We start from the raw sequence: 25,232 nt of genomic DNA on the forward strand, positions 1-25,232 counted from the left end.
TACTCTTCGAATCCCCTGTACCTAAAATTAGATGAAAGACCACAAATAATGACCAATAGTTGAAGAAAGCTTTTCGCCCCTCTGTGTTAAACAGTAACTATCGACCCTGGTCAATCTCTTCCATTGCCTTCTTTTTGCCAAACAACCGCTTTCTGTTTTTGATACCAATAACGATTACTGCCAGCAGGGGGAAGACGAGAAAGTACTCATTTCTCCAGTTTTCGGACGAATACAAGTACGTGCCCGCACTGATGATGATTGTCCATTTGAGAACGACGTAGCCTACCATTAGAAGTACGGTGTTACGGGAAAGATTCTTCATTGCCTTCATTTTGTTTGCGTTTTTAAAAGTATTTACGAGCGGGACGTTATTTTGTTTAGTCATAGCTAATATTTTATTTAGATTTATCTAAAATAAAATGAGCAAATGCTATTGTTACATCATTGGCATTTGCTGTTGGTCGAATATTCCTACTTTTGGAGTCATTAAATCGAATTGCCATGAAGAAGTTAGTTGGTGCGCTTTTCCAGTCGATGCTCCTGATTATTGGGTTTGCTGCGAAAGCCCAGGACGCTAAGACGCTCACTCTCGAAAGGATATTTAGTTCTAATGAATTTAGAGGCGAGTGGTTTGGGCAGCTTACCTGGTTTGAGGAAGGAAACGCTTATACCACATTGGAGCAGTCGGAAGCTGTGCCCGGAGGATATGAGATAGTCAAAAACAACACGGCGACTGGCGAAAGGTCTGTGCTCGTAAAAGCATCTGATTTGGTGCCTGCCGGAAGTCAGCAGCCACTCGAGGTGGAAGACTATACCTGGTCTGACGACAAGAGCAAACTGCTTATTTACACCAATTCTGCCAGGGTATGGAGACTCAATACCAAAGGCGATTACTGGGTGCTTGACCTTGCTACAAAAAAATTGACACAGTTGGGAGGAAGCAATGCAAAGCCATCTACCCTGATGTTTGCCAAGTTCTCTCCCGATGGCAACAAAGTGGGTTACGTGAGAGAGCACAATGTGTATGTGGAATCGCTGGCGGATGGCAAAATTACTGCACTTACTACTGACGGCACTGACCGTATCATCAATGGAACCTTCGATTGGGTGTACGAAGAGGAGTTCGGCTGCCGTGATGGTTTTCAGTGGAGCCCCGATGGAAGCAAAATAGCTTATTGGCGCATTGATGCCCGGTCTATCCGCAACTTCCTGATGATTAACAATACGGATTCGATCTACTCATACACAATTCCTGTAGAGTACCCGAAAGCAGGTGAGAAGCCTTCGGAAGCAAAGATTGGGGTGGTGAGTGCAGCAGGTGGGCCAACCCAATGGATGAACATTGCCGGCGACCCCACTAACAACTACGTGCCTCGCATGATCTGGAACGCCGACTCGAAATCGTTGCTGGTGCAGCAACTTAACCGTCAGCAAAATCACAACCAGGTGCTTAAGTGCTTTGTGGCCGATGGCAGGGTAGAGAAAGTGTATGAAGAAAAAGACCCAGCCTGGCTCGATGCCGTTGACGACTTTCAGTTAATGAACAAAGGGAAGTCTTTTACCTGGGTGAGTGAAAAAAGCGGATGGCGGTCTGCTTATTTGATAACCGGCTCTGAGGAGAAGCTTATTTCTCCGGCAGACTTCGACATGATCAATATCGAGCAGATCGATGAGAAGGGAGGTTGGCTCTATTTCATGGCTTCACCCGACAATGCGACTCAAAATTATCTTTACCGAATAAGGCTCAATGGAAAAGGTAAAGCTGAAAGGTTGTCGCCTGCCGATCAGCCAGGCACGCATAGTTATGAGGTTGCTCCCAATGGCAAGTATGCTCAGCATTCCTATTCGAGGGAAGGTGTGCCTCCTATTATGGACCTGGTGTCGTTGCCCGATCATAAGGTCATCAAAACATTTGTGACTAATAAACTACTCACAGCCAAAGTGGAGGCGCTGAGCAAAAACAAAACTGAGTTCTTCCAGGTAACCGGTGACAATGGCGTTACCATGGACGCTTACATGATCAAGCCGGTCGGTTTTGATCCGTCTAAAAAGTATCCGGTGCTTTTTCATGTGTATGGCGAGCCAGCTGGCCAAACCGTGCGTGATGCATGGGGCGGCAGTGGCTATTTGTGGCATTTGATGTTGGCGCAGCAGGGTTACATTATCATGAGCGTCGACAACAGAGGTACACCAGGCCCAAAAGGAAGAGAATGGCGCAAGTGCGTGTATGGGCAGATAGGTGTGCTTTCCTCTGAAGACCAGGCGGCAGCACTCCGTAAAATCAAGGAGACATATTCGTTTGTAGATGGAGACAGAATAGGCATTTGGGGTTGGAGCGGTGGCGGCTCCATGACACTCAATATGATGTTCCGTTACCCGAACCTTTACCACACAGGCATGTCGGTGGCTCCGGTGGCTGATCAGCGTCTCTACGACAATATTTATCAGGAGCGCTACTCAGGCGTGCCTCAGCTGATGCCGGAGAGCTACGAGAAAGGTTCACCGGTGAATTTTGCAAAAAACCTGAAGGGCAATCTGCTGGTGATGCATGGCACCGGCGATGACAACGTGCATTATCAAAACACCGAGGTGCTGGTGAATGAGTTGATCAGGTACAACAAGATTTTTTCCATGATGAGCTACCCCAACCGATCCCACGGGATTTACGAAGGGCGAAATACCAGCAGACACGTGAGGGAAATTTTGACAAACTACCTGAAGAACAATCTGCCTGCAGGCCCAAGGTAAAGAAGGCAATTTTTACTACATCCTTAGTTTTCCTTTTGGGCAAAGCGTAATTTTGCGGCCCTATGGGTAGAGGCAAGAACATAATACTGGAAAGTATCACGATTGAGGCGGTAGCTTCAGAAGGCAAATGCATTGCCAGGCATGAAGGGCAGGTGATATTTGTGGAGCAGGTAGTGCCCGGCGATGTCGTCGATTTGCTGGTTTTTCGGAAGAAGAAAGGCTTCATGGAAGCCCGGACTATTAAGTTCCATACGCTTTCTCCTAAAAGAGTAGAGCCTTTCTGCTCACACTTTGGGACGTGTGGTGGCTGTAAATGGCAGAGCTTGCCTTACGACGAACAGCTCAAGTTCAAATGGCAGCAGGTAAAGGACAACCTGGAAAGAATTGCCAAAGTACCTTTGCCCGAGATCAACCCTATTCTTGGCTCTCCCGATACGCAATATTACCGCAACAAGCTGGAGTTCACCTTCTCCAACCACCGTTGGTTGACGGATGAAGAAATTCAATCGGGCGCCGATTTGGAGAAAAACGCTCTGGGCTTTCACGTGCCCAAGCGCTTCGACAGGATCGTCGATATTGACACCTGCTATCTTCAGGGAGATCCCAGCAACGCCATCAGGACATTTGTGAAGGAAGAAACCATGAAGGCTGGCTATCCTTTCTACGATATCCTTACCCACGAAGGCTGGCTGCGCAACCTGATCATTCGCACCGCCAGCACCGGGCAGCTAATGGTCATTCTGCAAGTGGCCTACAAGAACGAAGACCTGGACAACCTGCTCGGCAAAATCAAGGAGGCATTTCCTCAGATCACCTCGCTCATGTATGTGATCAATAGCAAGGGTAATGATACTTTCCAGGACCTGGAAGTGGAGCTTTTTCATGGGCAAGATCATATCATGGAAGAAATGGATGGCTTGCATTTTAAGGTGGGGCCGAAATCATTTTACCAGACTAACAGTAAGCAGGCAGAGCAGCTTTACAAAGTGGCGATCGATATGGCCAATATCCAGCCACAAGAGCTGGTTTACGACCTTTACACCGGCACGGGCACGCTGGCCCAGTTTGCTGCACGGAGTGCCGCAAAAGTAGTAGGGTTGGAGTACGTGGAGCCCGCCATTGAGGATGCCTGGATCAATGCGAAACTGAACGACCTGGAGAATGTGCATTTTCAGGCTGGTGACATCAAAGACTTGCTGACCGAAGAATTTATGGAAAGGCATGGTCGTCCCCAAGTGATTATTACCGATCCACCAAGGGCCGGGATGCACACAGACGTGACAGACGCTCTGTATCACTCCGGAGCCGAAAGAATTGTGTATGTAAGCTGTAATCCTGCCACCCAGGCACGAGACATCCAGCTATTGGCAGAAAGGTATAAGGTCGTTGAAGTGCAGCCGGTAGATATGTTTCCGCATACGCATCATGTGGAGAATGTTTGTTTATTGAGGTTGAGAGACTAAAACGATTTTCCATCAGGCGTCGAGCTTTCTAACGAAAATAGTTTTTTACTCCGAATTCGTTTTGCTCTATAAATATGGTTTTAAAAGCCGTCAGATTATTTTGCTCATAGAAGAGTAGCATTGCCTTTTTGTAATCCAGCGAGTCAACACTACGGTAAGACAAAGGGCAAGCATCGTCTGCGATGAGCAGGGCGTTGCTAATCATCCGGCCCGTGCGCTTGTTTCCATCTTCAAAAGGCTGTATATATGAAATCAGCACTACAGCAAGAAGCGCTTTTTCAAAGCCATTGTCCTTGCTATTGATCAGGCCACACATCAGTTCGAGATTTTCCCTGATCTGGTATTCATTATCTAAAGGGCTATAAGCTGTTCCGGTAATCCCTACAGCACGGGAACGAATATTGCAACCAACATTCAAATCTTTGATAAGTAGTGAATGAATTTCTTCCAGTGTGCGTAAAGTAAGGGCCTGGGCAAGGTTTTTATGCTCCATCAGGTATGTAATAACCTCCTTATGGTTCAGTAGCATGATGGCCTCTTCTTTGGTCTTGTTGTCGGCCTCCTGCTTCTCCTTAAATAGCCTTTCCGTTTCCAATAGGGTATAAGTATTTCCTTCAATCTGGGAGGATTTCCAACTAAGCTCAATAGTTAGTCGTTCCAATTCTTTTTGGTAGAGTGTTGGCGAAAGGCTTGCGATATTACGTTGATATTCATCCCTTAACTTTTGAAGACTAGCCATCTCTTTGTCAGTAAATAGGCGAACGTCTCTTAATGATTGGAGAAGTTCATGGTTGAAGAAGACCCTGGCTCCTCTTCTGTCAGGATCAAGATCGAAATAGTCAGAAGTATCGACTGGAGCAAACAGTTGATAATCGGGAGAAATAACATAGGTGATTGCTCGTCCTGCGCCGAGTTTTTTCAGGTAGTTGGCCTCAACAAGTTTTGCCATGTCCCTGTTGAGTGTAGGGATGCTTAGCTTCCTGTCAAGCAGCTCTTTGATTGCTGATATAGATAGCCGTCCTTGGGTAGCTATAATATCAATTATTTCCTTTTGGCGTGGAGTAAGATTCATCACTGTACTTTTTTCTATCACTAAACTAGCCTAATCCTATCATAAGTGATAGGATTAGGCTAGAAAAATGATAGGTTTAGTTGCTCGGCTAATAACATCGATTGACCTGCGTTATTTTCAAGCCCGTTGAGGCAGTACAGGCGACTGTTGAATCAGCAAATACATTTTGGAGAATGTCGTACTTTTGCGGGTAGTCAAATAATTTTGAAAAGCAGGTAAAATGCAAAACGATCCCGAACTAAGTGGCAAATACCTTGGCACCATCACCAAAGACTTCGTGGTGGTGGCCGACAGCATCAAAGAAGCCTCTTACCAGATACGCAAACAAGGGTTTTCAGAATTTCCCATTTTCCCCATTGCCAAGGTGGAAATTCCGATTGGCCAATTGCTGATCCCGAGAGAAGATTTAAACTTGTCATGGAATTACTACGCCACCTATATTGATGAGTTTGTTAACAGGAAGCTGATTGAAAGCATAGACGAGTTCAAAGCTGCCTACAAAGACCCTGACGAATTTTGCTGCCTTTTTGTGGTGGACGAAAAGCTGACCAGTTTCGTTTTTGTTCCCTATCCTGAGGATTAACCCTTTTCTTCAAGAAGCAACCTCATCAATACCTCGGCGGCAACAGTACCTTTCAGCTTCAGGAAAGCACGACTGGTATTGTCGCCAAATTCAAAGACTAGTCCGTCTGTATTGAAGGTTCTGTAAAAGAAATTTCTCGACACCACACCATTGTCCACTTTTGACGGGCGGTGATTGACGTAATAGTCTGGGATACCAGCCTCAATACCCGCCAACCAGTTGGTGGTAAGCCCAGGTGTGTTGGTCGGAAGACTGGGGTCGATGGTGTAATAGATATCGTCCCAGGTGCTGTGGAAGTCCATAAAAAATACCATGGTGCCCTTCCTTTTCTTCATGTACGCTTTGAAGTAGTCTGCCACCTGTTTTACCTCCGGCTGGTTTTGTGCTTCCCAATCACGGTTGAGATCCACACCGCCAGCACTGTGCCGCCAGTGGCCTTCATCCACGCCATCGGGGTTCATCAGCGGCACGTTCAGCACATCATAGCGTTTCCTAAAGGCATTTGACAGCGAGTCATCCTTGAGTATCCTTTCAATAAAGGCCTTCATGGCAAAGAAACCCGTTACCTCCGGTGGATGCTGTCGACTAATGACCGCTACCACTTTTTTGTCTTTCCCCTTCGACACCCGCATCATTTTCAGGTCCCGGCCAAGCGTGGTTTTTCCTATTGTCTTTGGTTTTAACTTGTATGCCTCTCCAACGGAGTCCATCCAGGCATATACCTCTTTGGAAGTCCACATTTCCTGCCCTGCCACCCACAAAGTGTCACCAGCAGTCAGGTCAAGTACCATACTGGCTTCTTTCGGTAGCAGTCGATAATTATAAAAGGCGATGGTGGTGTCCGACTTGGCAATAAAACGGGCGGAATCAAGATTGGCCCACTTTTTACCGTCCATGCTTACCACAGGAAAATAACGGTGTCTGCCTTGCGGGTAGTTGAACGACAGCGTGACTTGCTTGTCGGTGCTGCTCCATACTTTGAAGGCGTACCAGGGGCTCGGATTGACCGGGTAGTTTTCTGCCTCAATGGTCAGTTGGAAAGTTGAACCGTCAGTGGGTACTGCGTTATTCAGCCTTGCCCCTCTGAAGTCATTGCTGAAACCAATCCCCTCCTCTTCAAATAGCCAAACTTTTCTTTCCTGGAGCTGGATGGCTTTGGAGGAAGTTTCGACGATTTGTGTTGGCCCCTGACCTTGAAAACGAAATTGTTTTTCTTGTGGGTAGGCAATCAGCGGAAGAGCCAGAAAGATGAGAAAGAGACGTATTTGCATGAGCCTTGCTTTGAGTACGCTAGGCTACGAAATAGAGGGGAGAAATAAAATCGAAATTATTTACTGGTGCACCAGGCGAACGCCGGATTTTGGGATAACCTGTTGAGAAACTACCCAATCCAGGGCCTTGTTCACAGCGTTAAAGTATCGCACTCTTTCTGGTAAATGCCTTTCCATGCTCCCTTTAATGGCCTGAATGGTGCATTGTGCAAAGGGATCCTCCGGCAGAATGGTGGCTGAGTAGTGGATGCCTGCCCGTATCATTTTAACTGTAAACTCTCCTGCTATGTAGTTCCTGGATCTGTCGTCAAGCACTTCCATGTCCCTGGTGTCGTACAGTACTTTTGTGGCATGCTCCATTTGAACGGCTGAAAGTGTTCTTTGACCTACCTCCAGAATCTCTTCGAAAGTCGCAAAGCCTTTCCAGTCATGAATGATTAAATTGAGTTGTGGATGCCACGCCACCTTGATGTAGGGTTTGTCAAGGTAGGTTTTAGATTCTTTAATGAGAGAAGAAATTGAAAGCATTCAAACGGTAGTTAAGTAGGTGGTTACTAGTAAATTTGAATTAAATTTTAGTCGCAAGCAAACATCGAATCCCGGAAACGACGAAATGCTATTTTGAGCGGACGAATTAGTCAAGAAAAATAAAAACTAAGTTATTAGTTGTTAAACTAAACTATTCGTTTTACATTTGAATATACGTATAGAACATTATGAAAGAACTGACCAAAGCCGAAGAACAAATCATGCAAATCCTATGGAAGCTTGACAAGGGGTTTGTGAACGAAGTGCTTGAAGAAATGCCCGAACCTAAACCTGCCTACAACACGGTGTCTACCATTATCAGGATACTGGTAAAGAAGGGTTTTGTTGGCTACAAAGCATTTGGCAAAACGCACCAGTATTTCCCCAAAGTGGGTAAGGATGAATACAAGAGCTTCTTCCTTCAAAACTTTATGGGCAATTATTTCAACGGATCGTTTCAGAAGCTCGTCTCCTTCTTTGCCAGTGAAAACAAGCTGGATGTAAAGGACATGGAGGAGCTGATGAAGTATGTAGAAAAAGACATTAAACATAAAGACGATGACTAACCTACTCCTATTTCTTTTCCAATCGGTAGCCTGTAGCCTGGCTTTCTATGCCGTTTACTATCTGGTGTTGCGCAATGAATCTTGCTACACCTTCAATAGGTATTTTCTACTGCTGTCCGTAGCTTTTTCTATTGTCTTCCCACTTGTGAGGTTTGACTCTCCCTTGGGATTGAGCGAGGAGATAACGGCTGTTACCATCTTGCCTGAAACGGTGATTGGAGAGGAATTCCAAAAGGTCTCATCAGCAGGCTTTTCATGGCTAACATTTTTATACTCTTGTGGCATCCTGGTCTTTTCGATAAAGTTGATTATCAAAATTGTTAGCATCTCCAGGCTTATCATTAATGGAGAAAAGGAATCTTTTGCTGGGTATATTTTGGTTCATACGAGAGGGAGATTCCCAACCTTCAGTTTTTTGAATTACCTCTTTTGGGATGATAGTCAGGATTTGAACGAAATAGAGAATCAACAAATACTTGATCACGAATTAGTTCATATCAAACAAAAGCACAGTGTCGATCTATTAGTGATCGAGATAATGCAGATTTTGCTTTGGTTCAATCCCCTTATTCATTTTTTCAGAAAAGCCATCGTCAACACACATGAATACCTCGCTGATCAGGTGGCATCAAAATCTGCGACCGAAGTATACATGAAGTTATTGGTCAGTCAGACTTTCTTTTCCAGCCCGGCGCAATTCATACAAAGTCACTTTAGCTACTCCAGCATTATGAAGCGTTTACAGATGCTATCCAAGCCTAGCCATCAGATTCATTGGCGATCTTATTTTTTTCCTTCGCTAGCGGTAACTCTTGTTTTTTTGGCGGTGAGCTGTGAGAGTCCTGCGGTGGACTTTGAAAAGGTAAGCACTTTGGAAAGCATAATCGATTCGGAAGAGCAGGAAGATGTTTTTGACATGGTTGATGACCAACCGAGACCATCGAATGGTATCATACATCTTTCTGACTGGCTACAATCAGAAATTTCTTATCCAAAAGAAGCAAAAGATCAGAAGATTGATGGAAGGGTATATGTACAGTTTATTGTAGAAAAGGATGGCAGCATTTCACATCCAGAAATTATTGAAGGCCTTCATGAGTCGCTGGATACCGAAGTGATTAAGGCGATTTCAAGCTGCCCAGATTGGATTCCGGGTAGAGTCGACAATGAGCCAGTGCGTACTAGAATCATTTACCCGGTGCATTTCAAGCTTTTCATAGATAAGGAAGGCAACTACCTCGATCAATCCAAAGATTTTTCGTATCTGCAATTTAATTATAAGCAGGGCGAGTTGAAAGTTGACACAGTACGTGGGGCAGACTTCTTAGTTGGCTTGTGGTAATATAAAATCCAGAAAGTAATAATTATGAACAACCTACTCATATTTCTTTTCCAATCGGCAGCGTGCAGCATGATTTTCTATGCTATCTACTACCTGATGCTACGCAATGAGTCGTGCTACACCTTCAACAGGTATTACCTGCTCTTGTCAGTCGCATTTTCGGCAGTTTTTCCTTTGGTCAGAATCGATTCGCCCTGGGCGCTGAGTGAAGAAGTTACTGCTGTGATTACACTTCCGGAAATGGTCGTGGATCCTTATGCCAACTATTACAGTGGCGTTTCGTGGCTGGAAGTTGTTTATACTGTTGGTATCGTTTTTTTCATAGCCAAGTTGGTATTGAAAGTAATTTCGGTGGCGAAACTGATCATCTCAGCCGAAAAGGAAACGCATCAGGACTATGTTTTGGTCAGAACCAAGGGCAAACTACCCACCTTTAGCTTCATGCACTATCTGTTTTGGGACGATACCCAGGAACTAGGAGAAAGGGAACAACAGCAAATATTGAAGCATGAGCTGGCGCATATCCGCAAGAAGCATTCGGGGGATATCCTTTTCATCGAAATAGCTCACGCTATCATGTGGTTCAACCCAATAGTTTATGCTATCAAGAATGCCCTGGTAATGACTCATGAGTTTGAAGCTGACGACAAGGCTACCGAGGGCAGGGACATAGAGGCTTATCAAAAGCTTTTGGCGAAGCAGGTACTCAACCAGTATGGGTTGGAGCTAGGCAGCCATTTCAATCAATCGCAAACACTAAAACGATTACGTATGCTTACAAACAAAAACAACAATGTGTACTGGGGTAAATTTGTGCTACCGGTACTGGCCATGGTCATGGTCTTCGGGGTAGTGAGCTGTGAACTTCCTGGCATAGAAGAAGACCAAATCAATATTCAGGCTGCGGCCGTTTCGCATTCCGGTGGAGAAGATGTCTTTGTCAAGGTCGACGAAATGCCATCCCCTCCTGGTGGGATGCAAGCTTTTTACACCTATGTTGCCAGAGAACTTAGATATCCGCAACAAGCAAGGCGGTTGGGTGTTGAAGGGAGGGTTTTCGTGCAGTTCGTTGTCGAAGAGGACGGGTCGATATCCAACATCCAAACCATCAAGGGCATAGGGGCAGGTTGCGATCTGGAGTCTGAAACGGTGATAGCTGGTTCGCCGAAATGGAACGCTGGAAGACATGGAGGACGAGCGGTGAAGACAAGAATGATTTTGCCGATCAGCTTTAAGCTGGCTCACCCTGAAGGGGAGGAGAGAGTAGTAGGTGATCTCGATATTAAAATCACTGAGGAACCGAATTTGAATGAGGTAGTGATGGTGTCTTATCCAAGTAAGTAAGCTCCGTAGCTTTATCGGATTCACCTCCTCACAAAAGGAGTTTAGAACGTAAGTTTGTTTCCGGAGAACCAGCTTTTTGAAGCAGGTTTTCGGTGTTTGTAAGCATGAAAAACCTCTGTCATCAATGGCGGAGGTTTTTTGTTGCTGTGCAGCTCGTGACTAATTGTGTGCTGGTTCGGGCAAGTCGAAATACTCACCTTTTGTTTTGTCAAGGGTTGTTGAGATAAGCTTGAGGTTTTCAGCCGATGCTTCAAGGCCGACAAACTTGGCCTGGATAGCTCGCTGTCTGTAAACAATAAATGTGTTTGCTACGTCCGGGTTGATGCTGTTAAGGTTTACTTCACTTGGCTTGTCGGTCAGCGAGGGAACGAATGTAACGCCGATATTTTTCAAATTAAGTTCTCTTCCGATACTCTCCAATTCCTTTTGCCTTGCTTCTTTGCTGTAGGCTGCTTCGTTTCCATACACGAAATAGACCTTCAAATACTTGCCTCGTTCCACGCTTTCCCGCTCCAGAAAGGCCAGCCACTTTCTTATATCTTCCCAACCAGGCTTGTTGCCCACGAAGTACAGAATGCCATGATAACGGCCATACTTGCAAACAGGGCAGGCCTTAGTTCCCTTGTCGGGCCCCCAGGCGTGAAAAGGGGTGAAGGAGGGGCTGTCTTCACCAATCTTCAGCCCGGACGCTTCTGCGGGCTGCTCATTGGTTGGGTAATTGGGAATATTGCGGCCAAGAATAATATTATGTTCAGCAACCTGCAGGTCTTTGTCCAGCAATACTCGGAGCACGCCACTCCCGCCCCTGTTTTCCATTTCCTTTCTTTTGGCACCTGTTAGCAATGGATCATCGTCGAAAACAAATGCGTCGATATAATATTCGTCGTCGACAGCAGACTCCTTGATCGAGGTGTGGATGTGGGCTGGCTCGTCTGTCTCCGGATAGGGGGCGGGCCGCACAGTGTAGATCGAATACCTGCCCGCCTCGTCTGTCTTCACCCAGCCCCGGATATGTCCATGTCTCCTTGCTTCTGCGGGCATGTCCTCAACCGGAGCGTAAAAACCTTGATTGTCCGTTTGCCAATAGTAGATAACAACCCCGTTGGCAGGAGTGATGCCATCAACTTTAAAGACTTTGCCGGTGACGAGCAGCTTTTGCCCTTCCTCGAACCAGCCAGCACTGGTGTCGGATGCGTCGATGGATGCTGGCATACCAACGAACATAAGCTCGCACCCGTCGCACCCACCTCCTACAATGGCTTTTTTAGCAATTTGTTTCTGACCGCTAACGTTGGGCTGACCCTGGCAGCTGAACAACCCCATTGTGAGGGTTGTCGCTATTAGTACCTGGCAAAAAGTTTTAGTTTTCATAGCCACAATTTCATGTGCCTTTTCCGGGAAACAAACCTGAATACGTTAACCTGATGACTTTTTGATTCAACCCGTGGACTATTTGAATTGACTCTTGAACGATGTCGAGTAATTTCTACTCATTCGTACTACCTCACCATTCTTCAGCGTGATATCGTAATCACCATTCAGGCGTGATTGGTAAGACTCAACTTCTTTTATATTGACAATGGTGGACTTGTGAATTCGGACAAATTGCCCCGGATTGAGCTGGTCACCAAGCGCTTTTAGCGTTTCGGAATGAAGAAACTTCCGTGTGGCTGTGTGTAGTGCGATGTAGGGGCTTGCGCTGCTGATGTAAAAAATATCATTCACATTTACTGCTGTTGTTTTTGCGCCACTGCCTACCATCACAACGGATAAATAGCGATTTTCCGATGGCACTTTTGGCTTCTCTCCATCCAGGCGACTGAACACCAGCGTTGAAATGCCATAGATGAGAAGGCACAGGTAGGTATCCTCAGAAAATGAATATTTGAGCAGGTTGATAAACGAATAAGAATGATTCAGGAAAATGGAATATGCTGTTGAGATGATGAATGCAAAAGACACAAGGTGTACCAGGGTGGCCAGGATGGTCAGGACTGCGAGAAAAGCTAATTTGACCTTTCTGGAAAATCTGTTAGAAAATTTTCCGATAACGTAGCCTTGTAGAACGGAGACCGGAAAGAAAACGAACCAAAAGCCTTTATGAAGGATGGACTCAGAGAAGTAAAAGTGGTAGTCATTTATATAAGCATGAAGGTAATCCTGTATGAGCCTGAGGAGCACCGCAAATACCATCAGCAGCCCTGCGACCTTCACTATTTTCCAGCGCTGTGAAGCCCAAAAATCACCCTCTGATGATGCCATATCAAAAATCACCGTTTTCAACATTCGGAGTAAGGTAAAAATAAAATGGCAGACGTTCGCCTAAATTGGAGAACCCAAGTGCCTCAAAGTGAACTTTCCTGTTCAAAAAAAATGCTTTCGCTCTGCTGGCACTTTTATTTAGTAAGAAAGCGATCTATCTTATGTTTCAACACTTTTGGCGATGAACACCTACAAACTGCTTCCAGCCGTCCTTTCGGTCATTTTCTTTTCCTGCACCGATACCCGTAAAGCGGAAGAGCCCTACACGCCCCTCACTTTCGAAACCAAATTTGATGGACAGCTATTCCTGCCAGAAGGCTGGGAGTCTACCTTGTGGGCAGAATCGCCGCAGTTTTATAATCCCACCAATATGGATGTTGACGCCAGAGGTCGTATTTGGGTGACAGAGGCGGTGAACTATAGAAACTTCAATAATGACCCGGAATCGCACCTTCACTTTGAAGAGGGCGACAGGGTGGTTATCCTTGAGGACACCGACGACGACGGGAAGGCTGATAAAACCAAGGTTTTTGTGCAGGACAAAGACCTGGTGGCTCCGCTAGGCATTGCTGTGATAGGTAACAAAGTGATTGTTTCCTGCGCACCCAACATCATTGTGTATACAGATGAGGATGGCGACGACAAGCCAGATAAAAAGGAAATCTTTCTTACAGGCTTTGGTGGATTGGACCACGATCACAGCCTGCATTCCGTTGTCGCTGGCCCGGATGGTAGTTGGTATTTCAATACCGGGAATGCCGGACCTCACCATGTGACCGACAAGACTGGTTGGGCGCTTCGGTCGGGCAGCATCTACACAGGAGGCACACCCTACAACAAAGAAAATAAGCCAGCTCAGGTAAGTGACGACGGCAAGGTGTGGGTAGGCGGTTTGGCGCTGCGAATTGGCCCCGACGGCAAAGGGCTGGAGGTACTGGCCCATAATTTCAGAAACTCCTATGAGTTGGCGGTAGACTCCTATGGCAATATGTGGCAGAACGACAACGATGATGAGGTAGTGGCCTGTAGGGTAAGCTGGGTCATGGAGGGTAGCAATGCGGGATATTTCAGTGCCGACGGTAGCCGGACATGGAAAGCCGATCGCAGACCCGGCCAGGAGATTTTTACAGCCCACTGGCACCAGGAAGACCCTGGAGTGCTTCCCGTGGGTGACCGCACCGGAGCCGGCGCACCTACTGGCGTGGTGATGTATGAGGGTGATGCATTTGGCGATATGTTTCGGGGCATGTTCTTAAGTGCTGATGCCGGGAGGAATGAGGTTTTTGCCTATCAGCCCAAACCAACGGGGGCTGGCTATACTTTCGCTAGAAAAGATTTAATTTCTTCGGTCGGTACATCAACCGAAGATTACGTGTGGAATGATGTGGGGCCTGATGAAACAAAGCTATTCCGACCCAGCGATGTGTCGGTAGGCACGGACGGAGCCATTTATGTGGCTGACTGGTACGACCGCATTGTAGGAGGTCATCAAATGACCGACGAAAAAGGCTACGGCAGGATTTACCGGATTACACCCAAAGGAAAAAAACTTCCCAGGCCTGTATATGATTTGACCACTACGGCTGGCCAAATGGAAGCGTTGAAAAGCCCGGCCATTAACGTGCGAAATCAGGGATTTGTAAAATTGGTTGAGCAGGGCGAATCGGTATTGCCGGAAGTAAAGCAGCTTCTTAGCGACAGTAACTCATTTGTTCAGGCAAGGGCTGTTTGGCTGATGGCTCAACTTGGGGAAGAGGGCGTGGAAGAGGTCGAAGACATATTGACCGCTCATCCATCCCCCTCGCTTCGTGTAGCAGCCTACAGAGCTTTAAAGAAGGACGAGAGCAATATCATGACTTACGCAAAGATCGCTCTCGATGACCCTTCTTTCGCAGTTTTGAGAGAAGTGGCCATTTCTATGAGAGACATATCCTGGGATAGATCACGGGAAATTCTGGTGGCGCTTGCAAGTCGATACGATGGAGCAGATGCCTATTATTTAGAGGCGTTGGGCATTGGGGCCCTAGGCAAAGAGCCCGACCTGTACATGGCTCTGCTTGAAAAGCAAAATCCAGTGGCAGCCAACTGGTCGCCTGCTTTTGCCAACATAGCCTGGAGGTTGCATCCTGATGTGGCGGCAACTGCCTTTGCTGAAAGGGCGCTGGCGACTACCCTGCCAGATGACCAAAGATCGAAAGCCCTCGTGGCTTTGAGCAATATCAACAACACCGATGCTGTAAAACTCATGGCCGATTTGGCAGCCTCACCCTCGAAGGAAGTGGCTGACGAGGCAGCGTGGTTGCTCAATTACAGAAAGTCCAACAGCTGGTTTTCACTGGTGAACTGGGATGAACTTGAGAGGGAAATACTGCCTGCGCAAAGTCAGGTTATGCTTGATCAGAAGGCAATAATTCTCAGTGAAGAAAAGACAATGGACGAAAAAAAGGCAGCTATCCGCTTGCTTGCGCAAGATGCCGAAGGAGGGAAAATGCTCATCGCTCTTGCATCAGCGGCCCAACTCACAGCGCCTTTGATGGCGGAGGCAGGCAAAACAATCTTCAGCAATCCTGACCAGTCCGTGAGGACAATGGCTGGAGAGTATTTCAAAGAATTAGCTACTTCTGAAATTTCCTATGAGCGGATAACCGCATTAAGAGGAGTTGTTTCAAAAGGAAGAGACCTTTTTGTGCAGAAATGCACCACTTGCCACAAAGTAGGCAGCACTGGCATGGAGGTTGGTCCCGACTTGAGTAAGATAGGGTCAAAATTTGATCAAAGCGGCTTGCTCAATGCTATTTTGGAACCCAGCGCAGCCCTCGCTTTCGGCTATACGATGGTGGAAGTGAAAACCAAAGACGACAATTCGTATTTCGGATTTTTGGTGTCGGAAGGAGAAACGACCGTACTGAGAGACGTAGCAGGCAAGCCAACTGTTATTGACTCGAAAGAGGTGGTCTCCAAAAAGCCTATGGCTACCAGTATTATGCCCAGCGGCCAGGCTTTGGGATTGAATGAACAAGATTTGGCTGATCTGACCAGTTATTTGCTTACTCTTAAGTAGCCTATTAGTTGGTAATTGGAATTTACACATTGAGAGCTGGTTGGCTGAAAGTGACTGCCAGCTCATTCTTGTTTGATTTCTACTCTTCCGTCGATAACTTCGACTTTTACAGAACGGTACCATTAGACTTTAAAACATCCTTTACCATGAATAAACTATCCAAATTTACTATTTCGCTATTGAGCCTTGTGCTCCTCGTAGCTATTGATACTGCCCACGCCCAGGAGGCCAATCCACTTGAGGGAAGATGGAACTTAAAGATTACTAAGGATGGAGAAGAGCTCAGCTCCTGGCTGGAAATTGAGCACTCAGGTAGCCATACGCTGGTGGGCAGGTTTTGCTATGCTTTTGGTAGTGCCCGGCCTATTGCTGAGGTGAAGGCAAAAGACGGGAAGTTCAATTTTGCTATTCCTGTGCAATGGGAGCCGGGCGAAGGTGACATGGCTTTTGAAGGTCAGCTAGCGGGTGGCCAACTGAAAGGTACCATGCGCTATACTGACGGAAAGAAATATAATTGGACAGGCACAAGAGCTCCCAAGCTGGCTTATGTAGACAACCCCGAATGGGGCGAGCCCATCACCCTGTTCAATGGTCGTGACCTGAGTGGATGGCATGCCATGGGCGAAAATCAGTGGAAGGTGGTGTCTGGTGTACTGACAAGTGAAAAGTCAGGTGCCAACCTGGTGTCTGACCAAAAATTCAACGATTTTAAACTGCATCTCGAGTTTCGTTATCCGGAAGGAAGCAACAGTGGCGTGTACCTCCGGGGTCGCTACGAAGTACAGATTGTAGATAGCTATGGAATGGATCCATCCAGCGGGTTGCTGGGCGGCATTTACGGCCTGATTACACCTAACCAAATGGTGGCGAAAAAGGCCGGTACTTGGCAGTCATACGATATCACGTTAATAGGCAGGAGGGTGACAGTAGTGCTCAATGGCAAAACAATTATCAGCGACCAGGCCATTGCCGGCATGACCGGTGGTGCTCTTGATAACAACGAGGCTGAACCAGGACCGCTAATGTTTCAGGGAGATCATGGAGCTATTGAATTCAGAAACATTATTATTACTCCCAGGGTGGAAGGTAAAAAATCAGAGTAAGGTCACTAAAGCTCCGCTGGCCATAAAAAAGCCGTTTCTCAGACCGGGGAAACGGCTTTTTCTTCTTACTTCAGAATAAATCCTTTAGGTTAAAGTTCAGCTCTTTGAGCACGGATGACGTGACTATGCCTTCGCCTGCCAGGTACAGCGTGGGCTTTACCCAGTCTGTAGAATAATAAATTTCCAACGTTTGGTTGGCTGGATCTAGAATCCAGTATTCTAAGACACCGAATTTTTGATAGGCGTTCTTTTTTTCATACCTGTCCGTATAGCTATTGGAGGGTGATATTACTTCGACCAGAAGCTCAGGTGGCCCTTCAATACCCCGCTCTGTTACATAGGCACTTTGGCTCTTTGAGAGAAAAATAAGATCAGGTTGAAATACATTTCTATTATCAATATAAAGATCGAGCGGAGAGAATAGAACCAGTCCACCTACCTTCTTGCTGCAAGCTTTAATAACATCATTTAGGTTGCTTAATACGATTTGGTGTAAAGGGGTAGGTGATGGGCTCATGATCAGTTCTCCATTGATTAATTGGCATGGAGTATTTGTCTCTCCTAAAAGGAGATAATCATCAACAGTCCAATCTTTCGTTTTATCAATCTTTGCTGTTTCCATAATCAAGAGCAACTAAGATACAAAACGATGCAAACATCTAAAAGTGTTTCCAGCCTTGTGCTTTTAGCTCAACCGCATTGCTGTTTTTGGTAATCAAATGCCTGCCCTCTTTGGCGTCAGTCATATAGCCAATAAAGTGGATGTCCATGTGGTTTTTCAGCTTTTCAAAATCCTCCTGACCAATGGTGAACAAAAGCTCATAGTCCTCTCCACCATTCAGAGCGCAGGTAATGGGGTCAAGCTGGAATTCTACGGCTGTGTTATAGGTCAGCGTGTCGATAGGCAGTTTGTCCTCATAAATTTTTGCGCCCAGCCCCGATTGCTTGCAGAGGTGAAAAAGCTCCGACGCCAGCCCGTCTGAAATGTCGATCATTGAAGTAGGTACGATGTTCAGCTCCCTCAATTCATGGATAATGTCCATGCGTGCTTCCGGCTTAAGCTGCCGCTTGACAATGTAATCGTAAGGACCAAGGTTAGGCTGCATACCCGGATTGGCTTTGAAAACCTGCTTCTCCCGCTCCAGCACTTGCAGGCCAATATAAGCACCCGCCAGGTCGCCTGTGGTGCATACTATGTCACCCTTTTTGGCGCCGCTTCTCAGGCTTACCTTTTCCGGGTCAGCTTCACCAATAGCCGTAACAGAAATTACCAGTCCCGATGCTGATGACGTGGTGTCTCCGCCTACCAAATCAACTTTGTAGTTTTCACATGCCATCCTGATGCCTTCATAAAGCGCATCGATGGCCTCAAGCGAAAACCTGTTGCTCAGCCCAATGTTGACTGTGATCTGCGTGGGAATACCATTCATAGCCGCAATGTCCGACACATTTACCGCCACTGCCTTGTAGCCAAGGTGTTGCAAAGGCATGTAAGAAAGGTCAAAGTGGATGCCTTCCATCAGCATGTCAGTAGACACAAGCATCACTTTGTCGCCCGTTTTGACGATAGCTGCATCGTCGCCAATCCCCTTCAAGGTTGATGCATTATTATTTTTGAACCGATCGCTGATCCTGTCGATAAGGCCAAACTCGCCTAGCTCCGCTAGTTCTGTTCTTTTGGGTTGTTCACTCATGATTATCTTATTTCCTGGCAAAGCTCCACCAACACACCGTTTGTTCCTTTTGGGTGTACAAAGCACACCAACTTGTTGTCAGCGCCTTTTTTTGGTTCTTCATTCAATAGCACAAATCCTTCTTTTCGAAGGCGCTCCATCTCGGTTTTTATGTCATTCACTTCAAAAGCCACATGGTGAATACCTTCTCCTCGTTTTTCTATGAACTTTGAAATGGGGCTCAGGTCGTTAGTGCCTTCAAGCAGTTCTATTTTGGTGCTCCCTACCTTGAAGAACGAGGTCATTACACCTTCGGAGGCCACTTCTTCGCTCTTATACGGAGCAACACCCAAAAGCTTTTCGTAAACAGCATTCCCCTCACTGAGGTTTTTTACAGCAATTCCAATATGTTCTACGTTGGTCATTCAAGTGGAGGGTTGTTTGAAACCGATGGCCGATTGATTACTTTTGCAAAGTTGAAGAAACTTTTCTTCTTACGGAAAAGTTTCTAGTAATGCTGATTTATAGATCACTTGCTATAAAAATGCGTTAGGAGCTAGTATCAAACATTGATGTTTGGATGGAAATAAGAACCGATGTGCATGCCGATGCTGCCAGGGTACAAAATGAAATAAAGACCTACCTTGGCCTCAAAAGCAGCGAGTTGATTTTTGAGTATACTACGTTGGAGGGAGGTAAGGCCAAACTGGATCTTATTACCGTCAACCCCCGACACAATCAGTCGTTTCTGTTTCGCACAGAGATTGGGCTTGACAAAGTAGAGGCTCTCATCAAAATGCTCGACTATGTCAAGAGCTATCGTGAAAAGGAGTACAGCTACACCATTCAGTGGGTTTCCAAGGAAATGCGTGAGCTTCAAACTTCTTACTTCCGGGCCAAAAACATGTATGATGCGCTCGACAAATTGTATTACGGACGAGATGTGAACACAATGACAGTTTACAGTTGCGTTTTGAACCCAATGACTTAAAATTATGAACATAGGTATCACTGACATAGCCAAAAATAAGATTGTTGAATTCCGTGAGAAGGAAGGACACACTAACGACCACAACATCCGTGTGGCAGTGCAGGGCGGCGGCTGCTCGGGTTTGATGTACAACCTGGAGTTTGATTCAGAGTTGAAACCAACTGATGAAATCTTCGAGGACAAGGGAGTTAAGATTCTTGTCGACAAGCGCAGCCTGCTTTATTTGATAGGTACCACGCTTGACTTCAGCGACGGTTTAAATGGCAAGGGATTCCACTTTGTGAACCCCAATGCGACCCGCACCTGTGGTTGTGGGGAGAGTTTCGCTGTTTAGCCCCTTGAGCCTGGAATGTGAAAATATAAGGCCGTTAATTGACGGCTTTTTTTATTCCTCCAAGTGCTCCTCTGCCAGCTTTATTTCTTTTTCCATTCTATTGAAAAACTTACTTCGCTCTTTCTCAGCAGTGCTACTGATCAGGGAAGACTTATTGATCAAATTGGCCAGGTGATCTTCAGTAGACCGGCAGAAAGAAGGGTCGGACGTAGAAAGGATGTTGAAAGTGTTGTATGTTAGGAATGCCACCCGCTTGTCGCTCATTTTGAAAAATATAGAATTGTCGGCGATCAGAATTTCATTTTTATAGAGGCTGAAGGCCCCTCCCTGTTCTCCAGGCTTAGTCGATTTTGATCCTACCTCCGCAAAATGCCTGATATTGCCTATCATATCATTGAGCTGGCCAAGAATGACTTTGTAAGACTTGCTGTCCTCGAACAGTCCGCACTCAAGATAGAACTGAAGCTGCTTGATCACCACAATGATCGTTTCGTCGCTCCATATTTCAGTGCTGGGTATCTTAGAGTAAAGCGACCAGATTTTATCACCTATTCCCTTGAGCACACCCGAGACATGGGAGGAAGAAAACTTCTTGTTTTCGAGCTCGGGGTAGCGAAGCACTGTCTTCATCCAGAAAAACATCTTAAATGCAGCCAGCTCAGGATAGGGGAAATAATAGAAGATGGGAATGTCTTTGGCGCAATACACTAACTCCTTATCAGGGAAACTGTTGATCGTTTCCAGGTTGCCTTTTATGCTTTCCAGGTATTTTTCGAAAGTAAAGCCCGTGGTGGATACCTGCCTTACGTGGAACATGACAGTTTCTGACGTCTGAGCCAGCAGGGCGTCCAGCGAAATGCCAAACTTATTGGAAAGCAGAGTGACTTCTTCAATGCTGAGGAGAGTCTCTCCCCGAATTCTCCTGTAAGCGCTGTCTCTGCTGATATTTAACAAATCGGCCAGTTCTTCTGCAAAGGCGATATTGGCCGGGAGCTTCAGTCGGATTTGTCCAAGGAACGACGCTTGTATGTTGGGTGTTTCACTCAAGGTTTGAAGGCTGATAAGTATTGAAATTGTCGTTTTCGACCCTCTAATATCTCCATTTGGACATGGATTTGCAAAAAATGCAAATCCTATCTCCTGCTGACTCCTGCTGTTGGATTTTTTGCAAATCATTCTTTTCCTGTCAGCACACAACCGGATGACATTCATTTCGCTATTCCCTTACTTTGATATCATCAAACGAAAAAGGAAGCCGGTGGAGTGGTTATTTTTTAAACCCACACTTATTTTTTAAAACCGCCATCTAAGGTTATCAGCTATTCCGCCGGCACCTTTTGTTTCGGGCTACTAAACAAAAATATTATGGAAGCTAATTATGATATTTCGGTAGTGACGATCTTTTACTTTTTGGCTGCAATGGCTATGTTGCTTGTAGTTAAATTTCACTTTCCCCAGAGATTTTTTCTTAACCAGCTATCCAGATTATTCAAAATTCACAGGCTGTTTTTCTAACAAGTATTGGCCGGAGGACAAAGCTCTAATCCGCATAAATTCATTTATTATTGCAAAAGGGTTATTTTAATGCCATCTGAATGGGAAAGAAATTGCTATGCGCCCTGTCTTTGCTTTTTTGTGTGATGCTTGCTGAAGCGCAGATTACACAAACTGTAACTGGGACAGTGATTGAGAAAGAAACCAAACTACCACTTCCTGGTGTCAATGTTTTGCTGGCGGATACGCTTGGAGCTGTAGGCACCGTCACGGATCTGAATGGGGTGTTTATTTTGAGAAATGTGCCGCTTGGCAGGCGTTCTTTCAGGTTTTCGTTTATCGGCTATAAAGAGACATCACTCAGCAACATCCTGGTTACTTCCGGTAAAGAGCTTTCACTTGCTGTTGAAATGGAGGAGTCGGTGGAAGCACTGCAGGAAGTTGTCATTCAGGCATCGGCAAGCAACGAGCCAATGAACGACATGGCAGTTGTCAGCGTCAGGGCTTTTACGGTAGAAGAAACCGACCGATATGCTGGAAGCCGGGGCGACCCGGCCCGTATGGCGTCCAACTTTGCCGGCGTTCAGGGTGCCGACGACTCACGGAATGATATCGTTATCAGAGGCAATTCCCCACAGGGTGTACTCTGGCAACTTGAGGGCATCAATATCCCGAACCCCAACCATTTTTCCATTCCGGGCACAGCCGGTGGGCCGGTGAGTATTATAAACAATAAGATCCTGGCCAACTCCGATTTCTATACCGGGGCTTTTCCCGCCGAATATGGCAATAGCATTGCGGGTGTTTTTGACCTGAGAATGAGAAATGGAAACAACCGAAGGCACGAGTTCAGCGGGCAGCTGGGCTTTTTGGGTACGGAGGTTTTTGGGGAAGGACCACTTTCGAAGAAGCATACCTCTTCTTACCTTTTTAATTACCGGTATTCCACCTTGTCGCTGTTCAGTAGCTTGGGAATTGATATCGGCACATCAGCAGTCCCCAAATACCAGGACATGGCCTTTCGTTTGAATTTTCCTCTGAAAGGCGGTGGGAGCATCTCAGCTTTTGGCATTGGTGGGGATAGCGACATTGATATCCTGATCAGCGAGCAGAAAAAGCCGGAGCGTAACTTGTATGGTGAAAACGACCGGGATCAGTATTTCAGTACCAAAATGGGCGTAACGGGACTCAGCTACACAAAGCCACTTAGCAGCAACACTTTAATGAAGGCAACGCTGGCGGCCTCTGCTGGTAGTCAGGATGCCCAGCACTATTTTATCTACAGGCATGTGGATGCCGAAGGATTTTATGCTGTCGATTCCCTGCCTCAGATTCTTGGCTATCAGTTCAACCAGGCAAAATATTCAGCAATTCTCACCTTTTATCAAAAGCTGAACGCAAAAAACTCTCTTGTTTACGGCTTCAACAACGACCTGTACAGGTTCAACTTTCTTGACAGCGCAAGAGTGCTTCAGGATAGTGGAGTCGACTTCAGTGAGTTTACGACAAGGTGGAACTCGCAGGAGCAGGCTGTCCTTCTTCAGCCCTATGTGCAGTGGAAGCACAAGTTCAACGACAGACTGAGCTTGGTATCGGGGCTGCATAGCCAATACTTTAGCCTCAGCAAAAGCTTTTCACCCATAGAACCAAGAGCAGGGGTGGCCTGGCAAATGGGAAAAGGTCAGAGCCTCAATGCAGGAGTAGGGCTTCATAGTCAAATACAGCCAACCTACCTTTATTTTTATTCCAAGCCGGGGGCTTCAGGTCTTTACAATCGGGAGATGGACTTTACAAAGAGCATTCATTATGTGGCTTCGTATGCTAAGATGGTTACTGCCAATATCCGGTTCAAAACCGAAGTGTATTATCAGTACTTGTTTAATATTCCTGTTGAGAGAAACAGCTCCTCTTTTTCTCTGGTCAACACGGGGGCAGGCTTTTCCCGATTCTTCCCCGACTCCCTGGTAAACACAGGGAAGAGTAGAAATTATGGCATAGAATTTACACTCGACAGGGCTTTTACGGGTGGTTATTTTTTCCTGCTCACCACTTCCCTGTTTGAATCAAAATACAAAGGCAGCGATGGTGTGCTGAGAGACACTGACTTTAATGGGAATTATGCAGTCAACGCACTTTTCACAAAAGAATGGACTATCATGAAAGACAATTTGATTGGCCTGGGAACCAAAATCACCACCGCTGGGGGTAGAAGGTATGGTCCGGCAGACCCTGTAGCTTCGGAGAGAGAAAAAGAGGTGATTTATGTTGACGAAACAAGAAATTCACTTCAATTTCCGCCTTATTTTCGAGCCGATATTCGCATCAACTACCGCATTAACAGACCAAAGCTAAGCCACGAGATTGCAGTGGACCTTGTCAACATATTGGGCATCAAAAATGTGCTGAAGTTAAGCTGGGCACCTGATCAAACCGACCCTTCTGCTGACCCCATTCGCAGGGAATATCAACTCGGGTTTTTACCGCTGTTTTACTATCGGGTAGATTTTTCGCTTTAATCGAAGCGACCGTGCTCGGCGGCTGATGGGTTTTGTCTAAGGCTGGTAAGAAATTGTTGAGTTGGTATAAACGGAAAAAATAGCTTTTGAGCTGTAATATCCTTTATTTAAAGGCTACTAATTCAATATACTGAACCATTAATCAAACTAATTATGAAACGTTTATCTTATTTGGTCATCATTTTGGCCCTCACTTGCACCGGAATTTCAACCGCTCAGGCCCAGAATGTTGACGATATACTGGCTAGCTACTTCGAAATCACGGGTGGGCTTAGCAACTGGAAAAACCTGAAGAGCATGAAAATGACCGGTAAAATGCTGCAGGGTGGCCTGGAATTCCCAGCTGTTATGTCGCAGAAGTACCCCAACAAGTTTAGAATGGATATCGACATTCAGGGAAAGAAGATCATTCAGGCTTACGACGGAAAAGAAGGATGGATGATCAATCCACTGGCCCAAATTACTGAGCCCAAAGTGCTTACTGCCGAAGAGGTGAAAGAAATGGAAGACAACCAGATGGAAGATGAGTTTATTGACTACAAAAGCAAAGGACACGCTGTAGCATTGGACGGAGAGGAGAACATTGAAGGAACTGATTGCTTTAAAGTGAAGCTCACGAAGAAAAGTGGGGATATTGAGTATCACTTTTTCGATAAAGACAATAACGTGCCTATTATGGTCAGAACTTTTGCCAAATCAGGCCCTACTGAAGGTCAGCCAGTGGAAACTTTCATGAGTGACTACGATGCTGTTGGTGATTTTATGCTTCCGTTTTCGATGACGACTAAGTTTCAAGGTCAAACTGTGATGCAGATAGTTGTAGACAGCTACGACCTGAATGCCACATTGGACGACTCGGTGTTTGCACTTCCTAAATAATA

Annotated in this window: 22 protein-coding genes; 12 read left to right on the forward strand and 10 right to left on the reverse strand. The window is 46.0% G+C overall.

All coding sequences use genetic code 11. The annotated features are described in order from the left end of the window. Nucleotides 1-97 precede the first annotated feature (97 nt). Nucleotides 98-322 (reverse strand): hypothetical protein, encoded by a 225-nt coding sequence (locus AAC052_RS18955; RefSeq protein ID WP_317489764.1) that lies wholly within the window; start codon nt 320-322, stop codon nt 98-100. A gap of 179 nt (nt 323-501) precedes the next feature. Between AAC052_RS18955 and AAC052_RS18960 the strand changes: the two genes are divergently transcribed. Next, nucleotides 502-2,748: a S9 family peptidase gene (locus AAC052_RS18960; RefSeq protein WP_339815038.1), complete on the forward strand. Its 2,247-nt coding sequence runs from the start codon at nt 502-504 to the stop codon at nt 2,746-2,748. A gap of 62 nt (nt 2,749-2,810) precedes the next feature. Further along, the gene (gene rlmD, locus AAC052_RS18965) at nt 2,811-4,211 is read left to right on the forward strand and encodes a 23S rRNA (uracil(1939)-C(5))-methyltransferase RlmD (protein ID WP_339815039.1); all 1,401 of its coding nucleotides are present in this window, start codon (nt 2,811-2,813) and stop codon (nt 4,209-4,211) included. A gap of 28 nt (nt 4,212-4,239) precedes the next feature. On the opposite strand, the gene AAC052_RS18970 is transcribed toward rlmD, so the two are convergent. Continuing rightward, nucleotides 4,240-5,283 carry a Fic family protein gene (locus AAC052_RS18970; RefSeq protein ID WP_339815040.1) on the reverse strand — a complete coding sequence of 348 codons (1,044 nt, stop codon included), beginning with the start codon at nt 5,281-5,283 and terminating at the stop codon, nt 4,240-4,242. A gap of 220 nt (nt 5,284-5,503) precedes the next feature. On the opposite strand from AAC052_RS18970, the gene AAC052_RS18975 reads away from it, so the two are divergent. Then, a complete protein-coding gene (locus AAC052_RS18975) occupies nt 5,504-5,866 on the forward strand; it encodes a hypothetical protein (RefSeq protein WP_339786635.1) in 363 nt (120 codons plus the stop codon). Here AAC052_RS18975 and AAC052_RS18980 read toward each other — a convergent pair. After that, on the reverse strand, nt 5,863-7,137 hold the full coding sequence (locus AAC052_RS18980; RefSeq protein WP_339815041.1) for a M14 family metallopeptidase: 1,275 nt from the start codon (nt 7,135-7,137) through the stop codon (nt 5,863-5,865). The two genes, AAC052_RS18975 and AAC052_RS18980, sit on opposite strands and share 4 nt — an antisense overlap. 60 nt (nt 7,138-7,197) lie before the next feature. Continuing rightward, nucleotides 7,198-7,665 carry a hypothetical protein gene (locus tag AAC052_RS18985; protein ID WP_339786630.1) on the reverse strand — a complete coding sequence of 156 codons (468 nt, stop codon included), beginning with the start codon at nt 7,663-7,665 and terminating at the stop codon, nt 7,198-7,200. 188 nt (nt 7,666-7,853) lie between these two features. On the opposite strand from AAC052_RS18985, the gene AAC052_RS18990 reads away from it, so the two are divergent. The 3 genes from AAC052_RS18990 to AAC052_RS19000 are packed head-to-tail and all read left to right on the forward strand — an operon-like array spanning nt 7,854 to nt 10,917. After that, complete coding sequence (locus AAC052_RS18990) at nt 7,854-8,231, forward strand: BlaI/MecI/CopY family transcriptional regulator (protein ID WP_339786627.1); 378 nt, start codon at nt 7,854-7,856, stop codon at nt 8,229-8,231. After that, entirely contained in the window at nt 8,224-9,573 is a 1,350-nt protein-coding gene (locus AAC052_RS18995; RefSeq protein WP_339815042.1) for a M56 family metallopeptidase, read from the forward strand. The genes AAC052_RS18990 and AAC052_RS18995 overlap by 8 nt, the downstream gene beginning before the upstream one ends. 24 nt (nt 9,574-9,597) lie before the next feature. Then, nucleotides 9,598-10,917, forward strand: a complete 1,320-nt coding sequence (locus AAC052_RS19000) for a M56 family metallopeptidase (RefSeq protein ID WP_339815043.1) — start codon at nt 9,598-9,600, stop codon at nt 10,915-10,917. 159 nt (nt 10,918-11,076) lie between these two features. Here the strand turns inward: AAC052_RS19000 and AAC052_RS19005 are convergent, their stop codons facing one another. Together AAC052_RS19005 and AAC052_RS19010 are read right to left on the reverse strand one after the other, a co-directional pair. Further along, a complete protein-coding gene (locus AAC052_RS19005) occupies nt 11,077-12,288 on the reverse strand; it encodes an intradiol ring-cleavage dioxygenase (RefSeq protein WP_339815044.1) in 1,212 nt (403 codons plus the stop codon). 78 nt (nt 12,289-12,366) lie between these two features. After that, nucleotides 12,367-13,179: a LytTR family DNA-binding domain-containing protein gene (locus AAC052_RS19010; protein ID WP_339815046.1), complete on the reverse strand. Its 813-nt coding sequence runs from the start codon at nt 13,177-13,179 to the stop codon at nt 12,367-12,369. A 181-nt stretch (nt 13,180-13,360) separates the two neighbouring features. Between AAC052_RS19010 and AAC052_RS19015 the strand changes: the two genes are divergently transcribed. Then, nucleotides 13,361-16,240, forward strand: coding sequence for a PVC-type heme-binding CxxCH protein (locus tag AAC052_RS19015; protein ID WP_339815047.1), 2,880 nt, complete (start codon nt 13,361-13,363; stop codon nt 16,238-16,240). Between the two features lie 146 nt (nt 16,241-16,386). After that, nucleotides 16,387-17,343 (forward strand): DUF1080 domain-containing protein, encoded by a 957-nt coding sequence (locus tag AAC052_RS19020; protein ID WP_339815048.1) that lies wholly within the window; start codon nt 16,387-16,389, stop codon nt 17,341-17,343. 70 nt (nt 17,344-17,413) lie between these two features. On the opposite strand, the gene AAC052_RS19025 is transcribed toward AAC052_RS19020, so the two are convergent. From AAC052_RS19025 to mce, 3 genes are read right to left on the reverse strand one after another with little or no spacing between them, the layout of a single operon-like run. Beyond that, nucleotides 17,414-17,965, reverse strand: coding sequence for a Uma2 family endonuclease (locus AAC052_RS19025; protein WP_339815049.1), 552 nt, complete (start codon nt 17,963-17,965; stop codon nt 17,414-17,416). A gap of 37 nt (nt 17,966-18,002) precedes the next feature. Further along, entirely contained in the window at nt 18,003-19,037 is a 1,035-nt protein-coding gene (gene thiL, locus AAC052_RS19030; protein WP_339815050.1) for a thiamine-phosphate kinase, read from the reverse strand. Between the two features lie 2 nt (nt 19,038-19,039). Further along, nucleotides 19,040-19,441 carry a methylmalonyl-CoA epimerase gene (gene mce / locus AAC052_RS19035; RefSeq protein ID WP_317489779.1) on the reverse strand — a complete coding sequence of 134 codons (402 nt, stop codon included), beginning with the start codon at nt 19,439-19,441 and terminating at the stop codon, nt 19,040-19,042. A gap of 155 nt (nt 19,442-19,596) precedes the next feature. Between mce and AAC052_RS19040 the strand changes: the two genes are divergently transcribed. Together AAC052_RS19040 and AAC052_RS19045 are read left to right on the forward strand one after the other, a co-directional pair. Continuing rightward, a complete protein-coding gene (locus tag AAC052_RS19040; protein WP_151997263.1) occupies nt 19,597-20,007 on the forward strand; it encodes a hypothetical protein in 411 nt (136 codons plus the stop codon). Nucleotides 20,008-20,011: 4 nt separating this feature from the next. Further along, nucleotides 20,012-20,341 carry an iron-sulfur cluster assembly accessory protein gene (locus tag AAC052_RS19045; protein WP_151997262.1) on the forward strand — a complete coding sequence of 110 codons (330 nt, stop codon included), beginning with the start codon at nt 20,012-20,014 and terminating at the stop codon, nt 20,339-20,341. Nucleotides 20,342-20,392: 51 nt separating this feature from the next. Here AAC052_RS19045 and AAC052_RS19050 read toward each other — a convergent pair whose 3' ends face one another. Then, entirely contained in the window at nt 20,393-21,388 is a 996-nt protein-coding gene (locus AAC052_RS19050; RefSeq protein WP_339815051.1) for a helix-turn-helix transcriptional regulator, read from the reverse strand. A 548-nt stretch (nt 21,389-21,936) separates the two neighbouring features. On the opposite strand from AAC052_RS19050, the gene AAC052_RS19055 reads away from it, so the two are divergent. Both AAC052_RS19055 and AAC052_RS19060 read left to right on the forward strand, forming a co-directional pair. Then, nucleotides 21,937-24,351 (forward strand): TonB-dependent receptor, encoded by a 2,415-nt coding sequence (locus AAC052_RS19055; protein ID WP_339815052.1) that lies wholly within the window; start codon nt 21,937-21,939, stop codon nt 24,349-24,351. Nucleotides 24,352-24,504: 153 nt separating this feature from the next. Then, a complete protein-coding gene (locus AAC052_RS19060) occupies nt 24,505-25,230 on the forward strand; it encodes a hypothetical protein (protein ID WP_317489782.1) in 726 nt (241 codons plus the stop codon). Nucleotides 25,231-25,232 lie beyond the last annotated feature (2 nt).

Origin of the sequence: uncultured Imperialibacter sp. (genome assembly GCF_963974565.1) — a bacterium.
Taxonomy (GTDB): Bacteria; Bacteroidota; Bacteroidia; order Cytophagales; family Cyclobacteriaceae; genus Imperialibacter; species Imperialibacter roseus.

Excerpts from the sequence above, each read along its gene's own strand:
- AAC052_RS18955 (WP_317489764.1), bottom strand. The coding sequence starts at position 322 with ATGAAGAATCTTTCCCGTAACACCGTACTTCTAATGGTAGGCTACGTC.
- AAC052_RS18960 (WP_339815038.1), top strand. The coding sequence starts at position 502 with ATGAAGAAGTTAGTTGGTGCGCTTTTCCAGTCGATGCTCCTGATTATT.
- rlmD (WP_339815039.1), top strand. The coding sequence starts at position 2,811 with ATGGGTAGAGGCAAGAACATAATACTGGAAAGTATCACGATTGAGGCG.
- AAC052_RS18970 (WP_339815040.1), bottom strand. The coding sequence starts at position 5,283 with ATGAATCTTACTCCACGCCAAAAGGAAATAATTGATATTATAGCTACC.
- AAC052_RS18975 (WP_339786635.1), top strand. The coding sequence starts at position 5,504 with ATGCAAAACGATCCCGAACTAAGTGGCAAATACCTTGGCACCATCACC.
- AAC052_RS18980 (WP_339815041.1), bottom strand. The coding sequence starts at position 7,137 with ATGCAAATACGTCTCTTTCTCATCTTTCTGGCTCTTCCGCTGATTGCC.
- AAC052_RS18985 (WP_339786630.1), bottom strand. The coding sequence starts at position 7,665 with ATGCTTTCAATTTCTTCTCTCATTAAAGAATCTAAAACCTACCTTGAC.
- AAC052_RS18990 (WP_339786627.1), top strand. The coding sequence starts at position 7,854 with ATGAAAGAACTGACCAAAGCCGAAGAACAAATCATGCAAATCCTATGG.
- AAC052_RS18995 (WP_339815042.1), top strand. The coding sequence starts at position 8,224 with ATGACTAACCTACTCCTATTTCTTTTCCAATCGGTAGCCTGTAGCCTG.
- AAC052_RS19000 (WP_339815043.1), top strand. The coding sequence starts at position 9,598 with ATGAACAACCTACTCATATTTCTTTTCCAATCGGCAGCGTGCAGCATG.
- AAC052_RS19005 (WP_339815044.1), bottom strand. The coding sequence starts at position 12,288 with ATGAAAACTAAAACTTTTTGCCAGGTACTAATAGCGACAACCCTCACA.
- AAC052_RS19010 (WP_339815046.1), bottom strand. The coding sequence starts at position 13,179 with ATGGCATCATCAGAGGGTGATTTTTGGGCTTCACAGCGCTGGAAAATA.
- AAC052_RS19015 (WP_339815047.1), top strand. The coding sequence starts at position 13,361 with ATGAACACCTACAAACTGCTTCCAGCCGTCCTTTCGGTCATTTTCTTT.
- AAC052_RS19020 (WP_339815048.1), top strand. The coding sequence starts at position 16,387 with ATGAATAAACTATCCAAATTTACTATTTCGCTATTGAGCCTTGTGCTC.
- AAC052_RS19025 (WP_339815049.1), bottom strand. The coding sequence starts at position 17,965 with ATGGAAACAGCAAAGATTGATAAAACGAAAGATTGGACTGTTGATGAT.
- thiL (WP_339815050.1), bottom strand. The coding sequence starts at position 19,037 with ATGAGTGAACAACCCAAAAGAACAGAACTAGCGGAGCTAGGCGAGTTT.
- mce (WP_317489779.1), bottom strand. The coding sequence starts at position 19,441 with ATGACCAACGTAGAACATATTGGAATTGCTGTAAAAAACCTCAGTGAG.
- AAC052_RS19040 (WP_151997263.1), top strand. The coding sequence starts at position 19,597 with ATGGAAATAAGAACCGATGTGCATGCCGATGCTGCCAGGGTACAAAAT.
- AAC052_RS19045 (WP_151997262.1), top strand. The coding sequence starts at position 20,012 with ATGAACATAGGTATCACTGACATAGCCAAAAATAAGATTGTTGAATTC.
- AAC052_RS19055 (WP_339815052.1), top strand. The coding sequence starts at position 21,937 with ATGGGAAAGAAATTGCTATGCGCCCTGTCTTTGCTTTTTTGTGTGATG.
- AAC052_RS19060 (WP_317489782.1), top strand. The coding sequence starts at position 24,505 with ATGAAACGTTTATCTTATTTGGTCATCATTTTGGCCCTCACTTGCACC.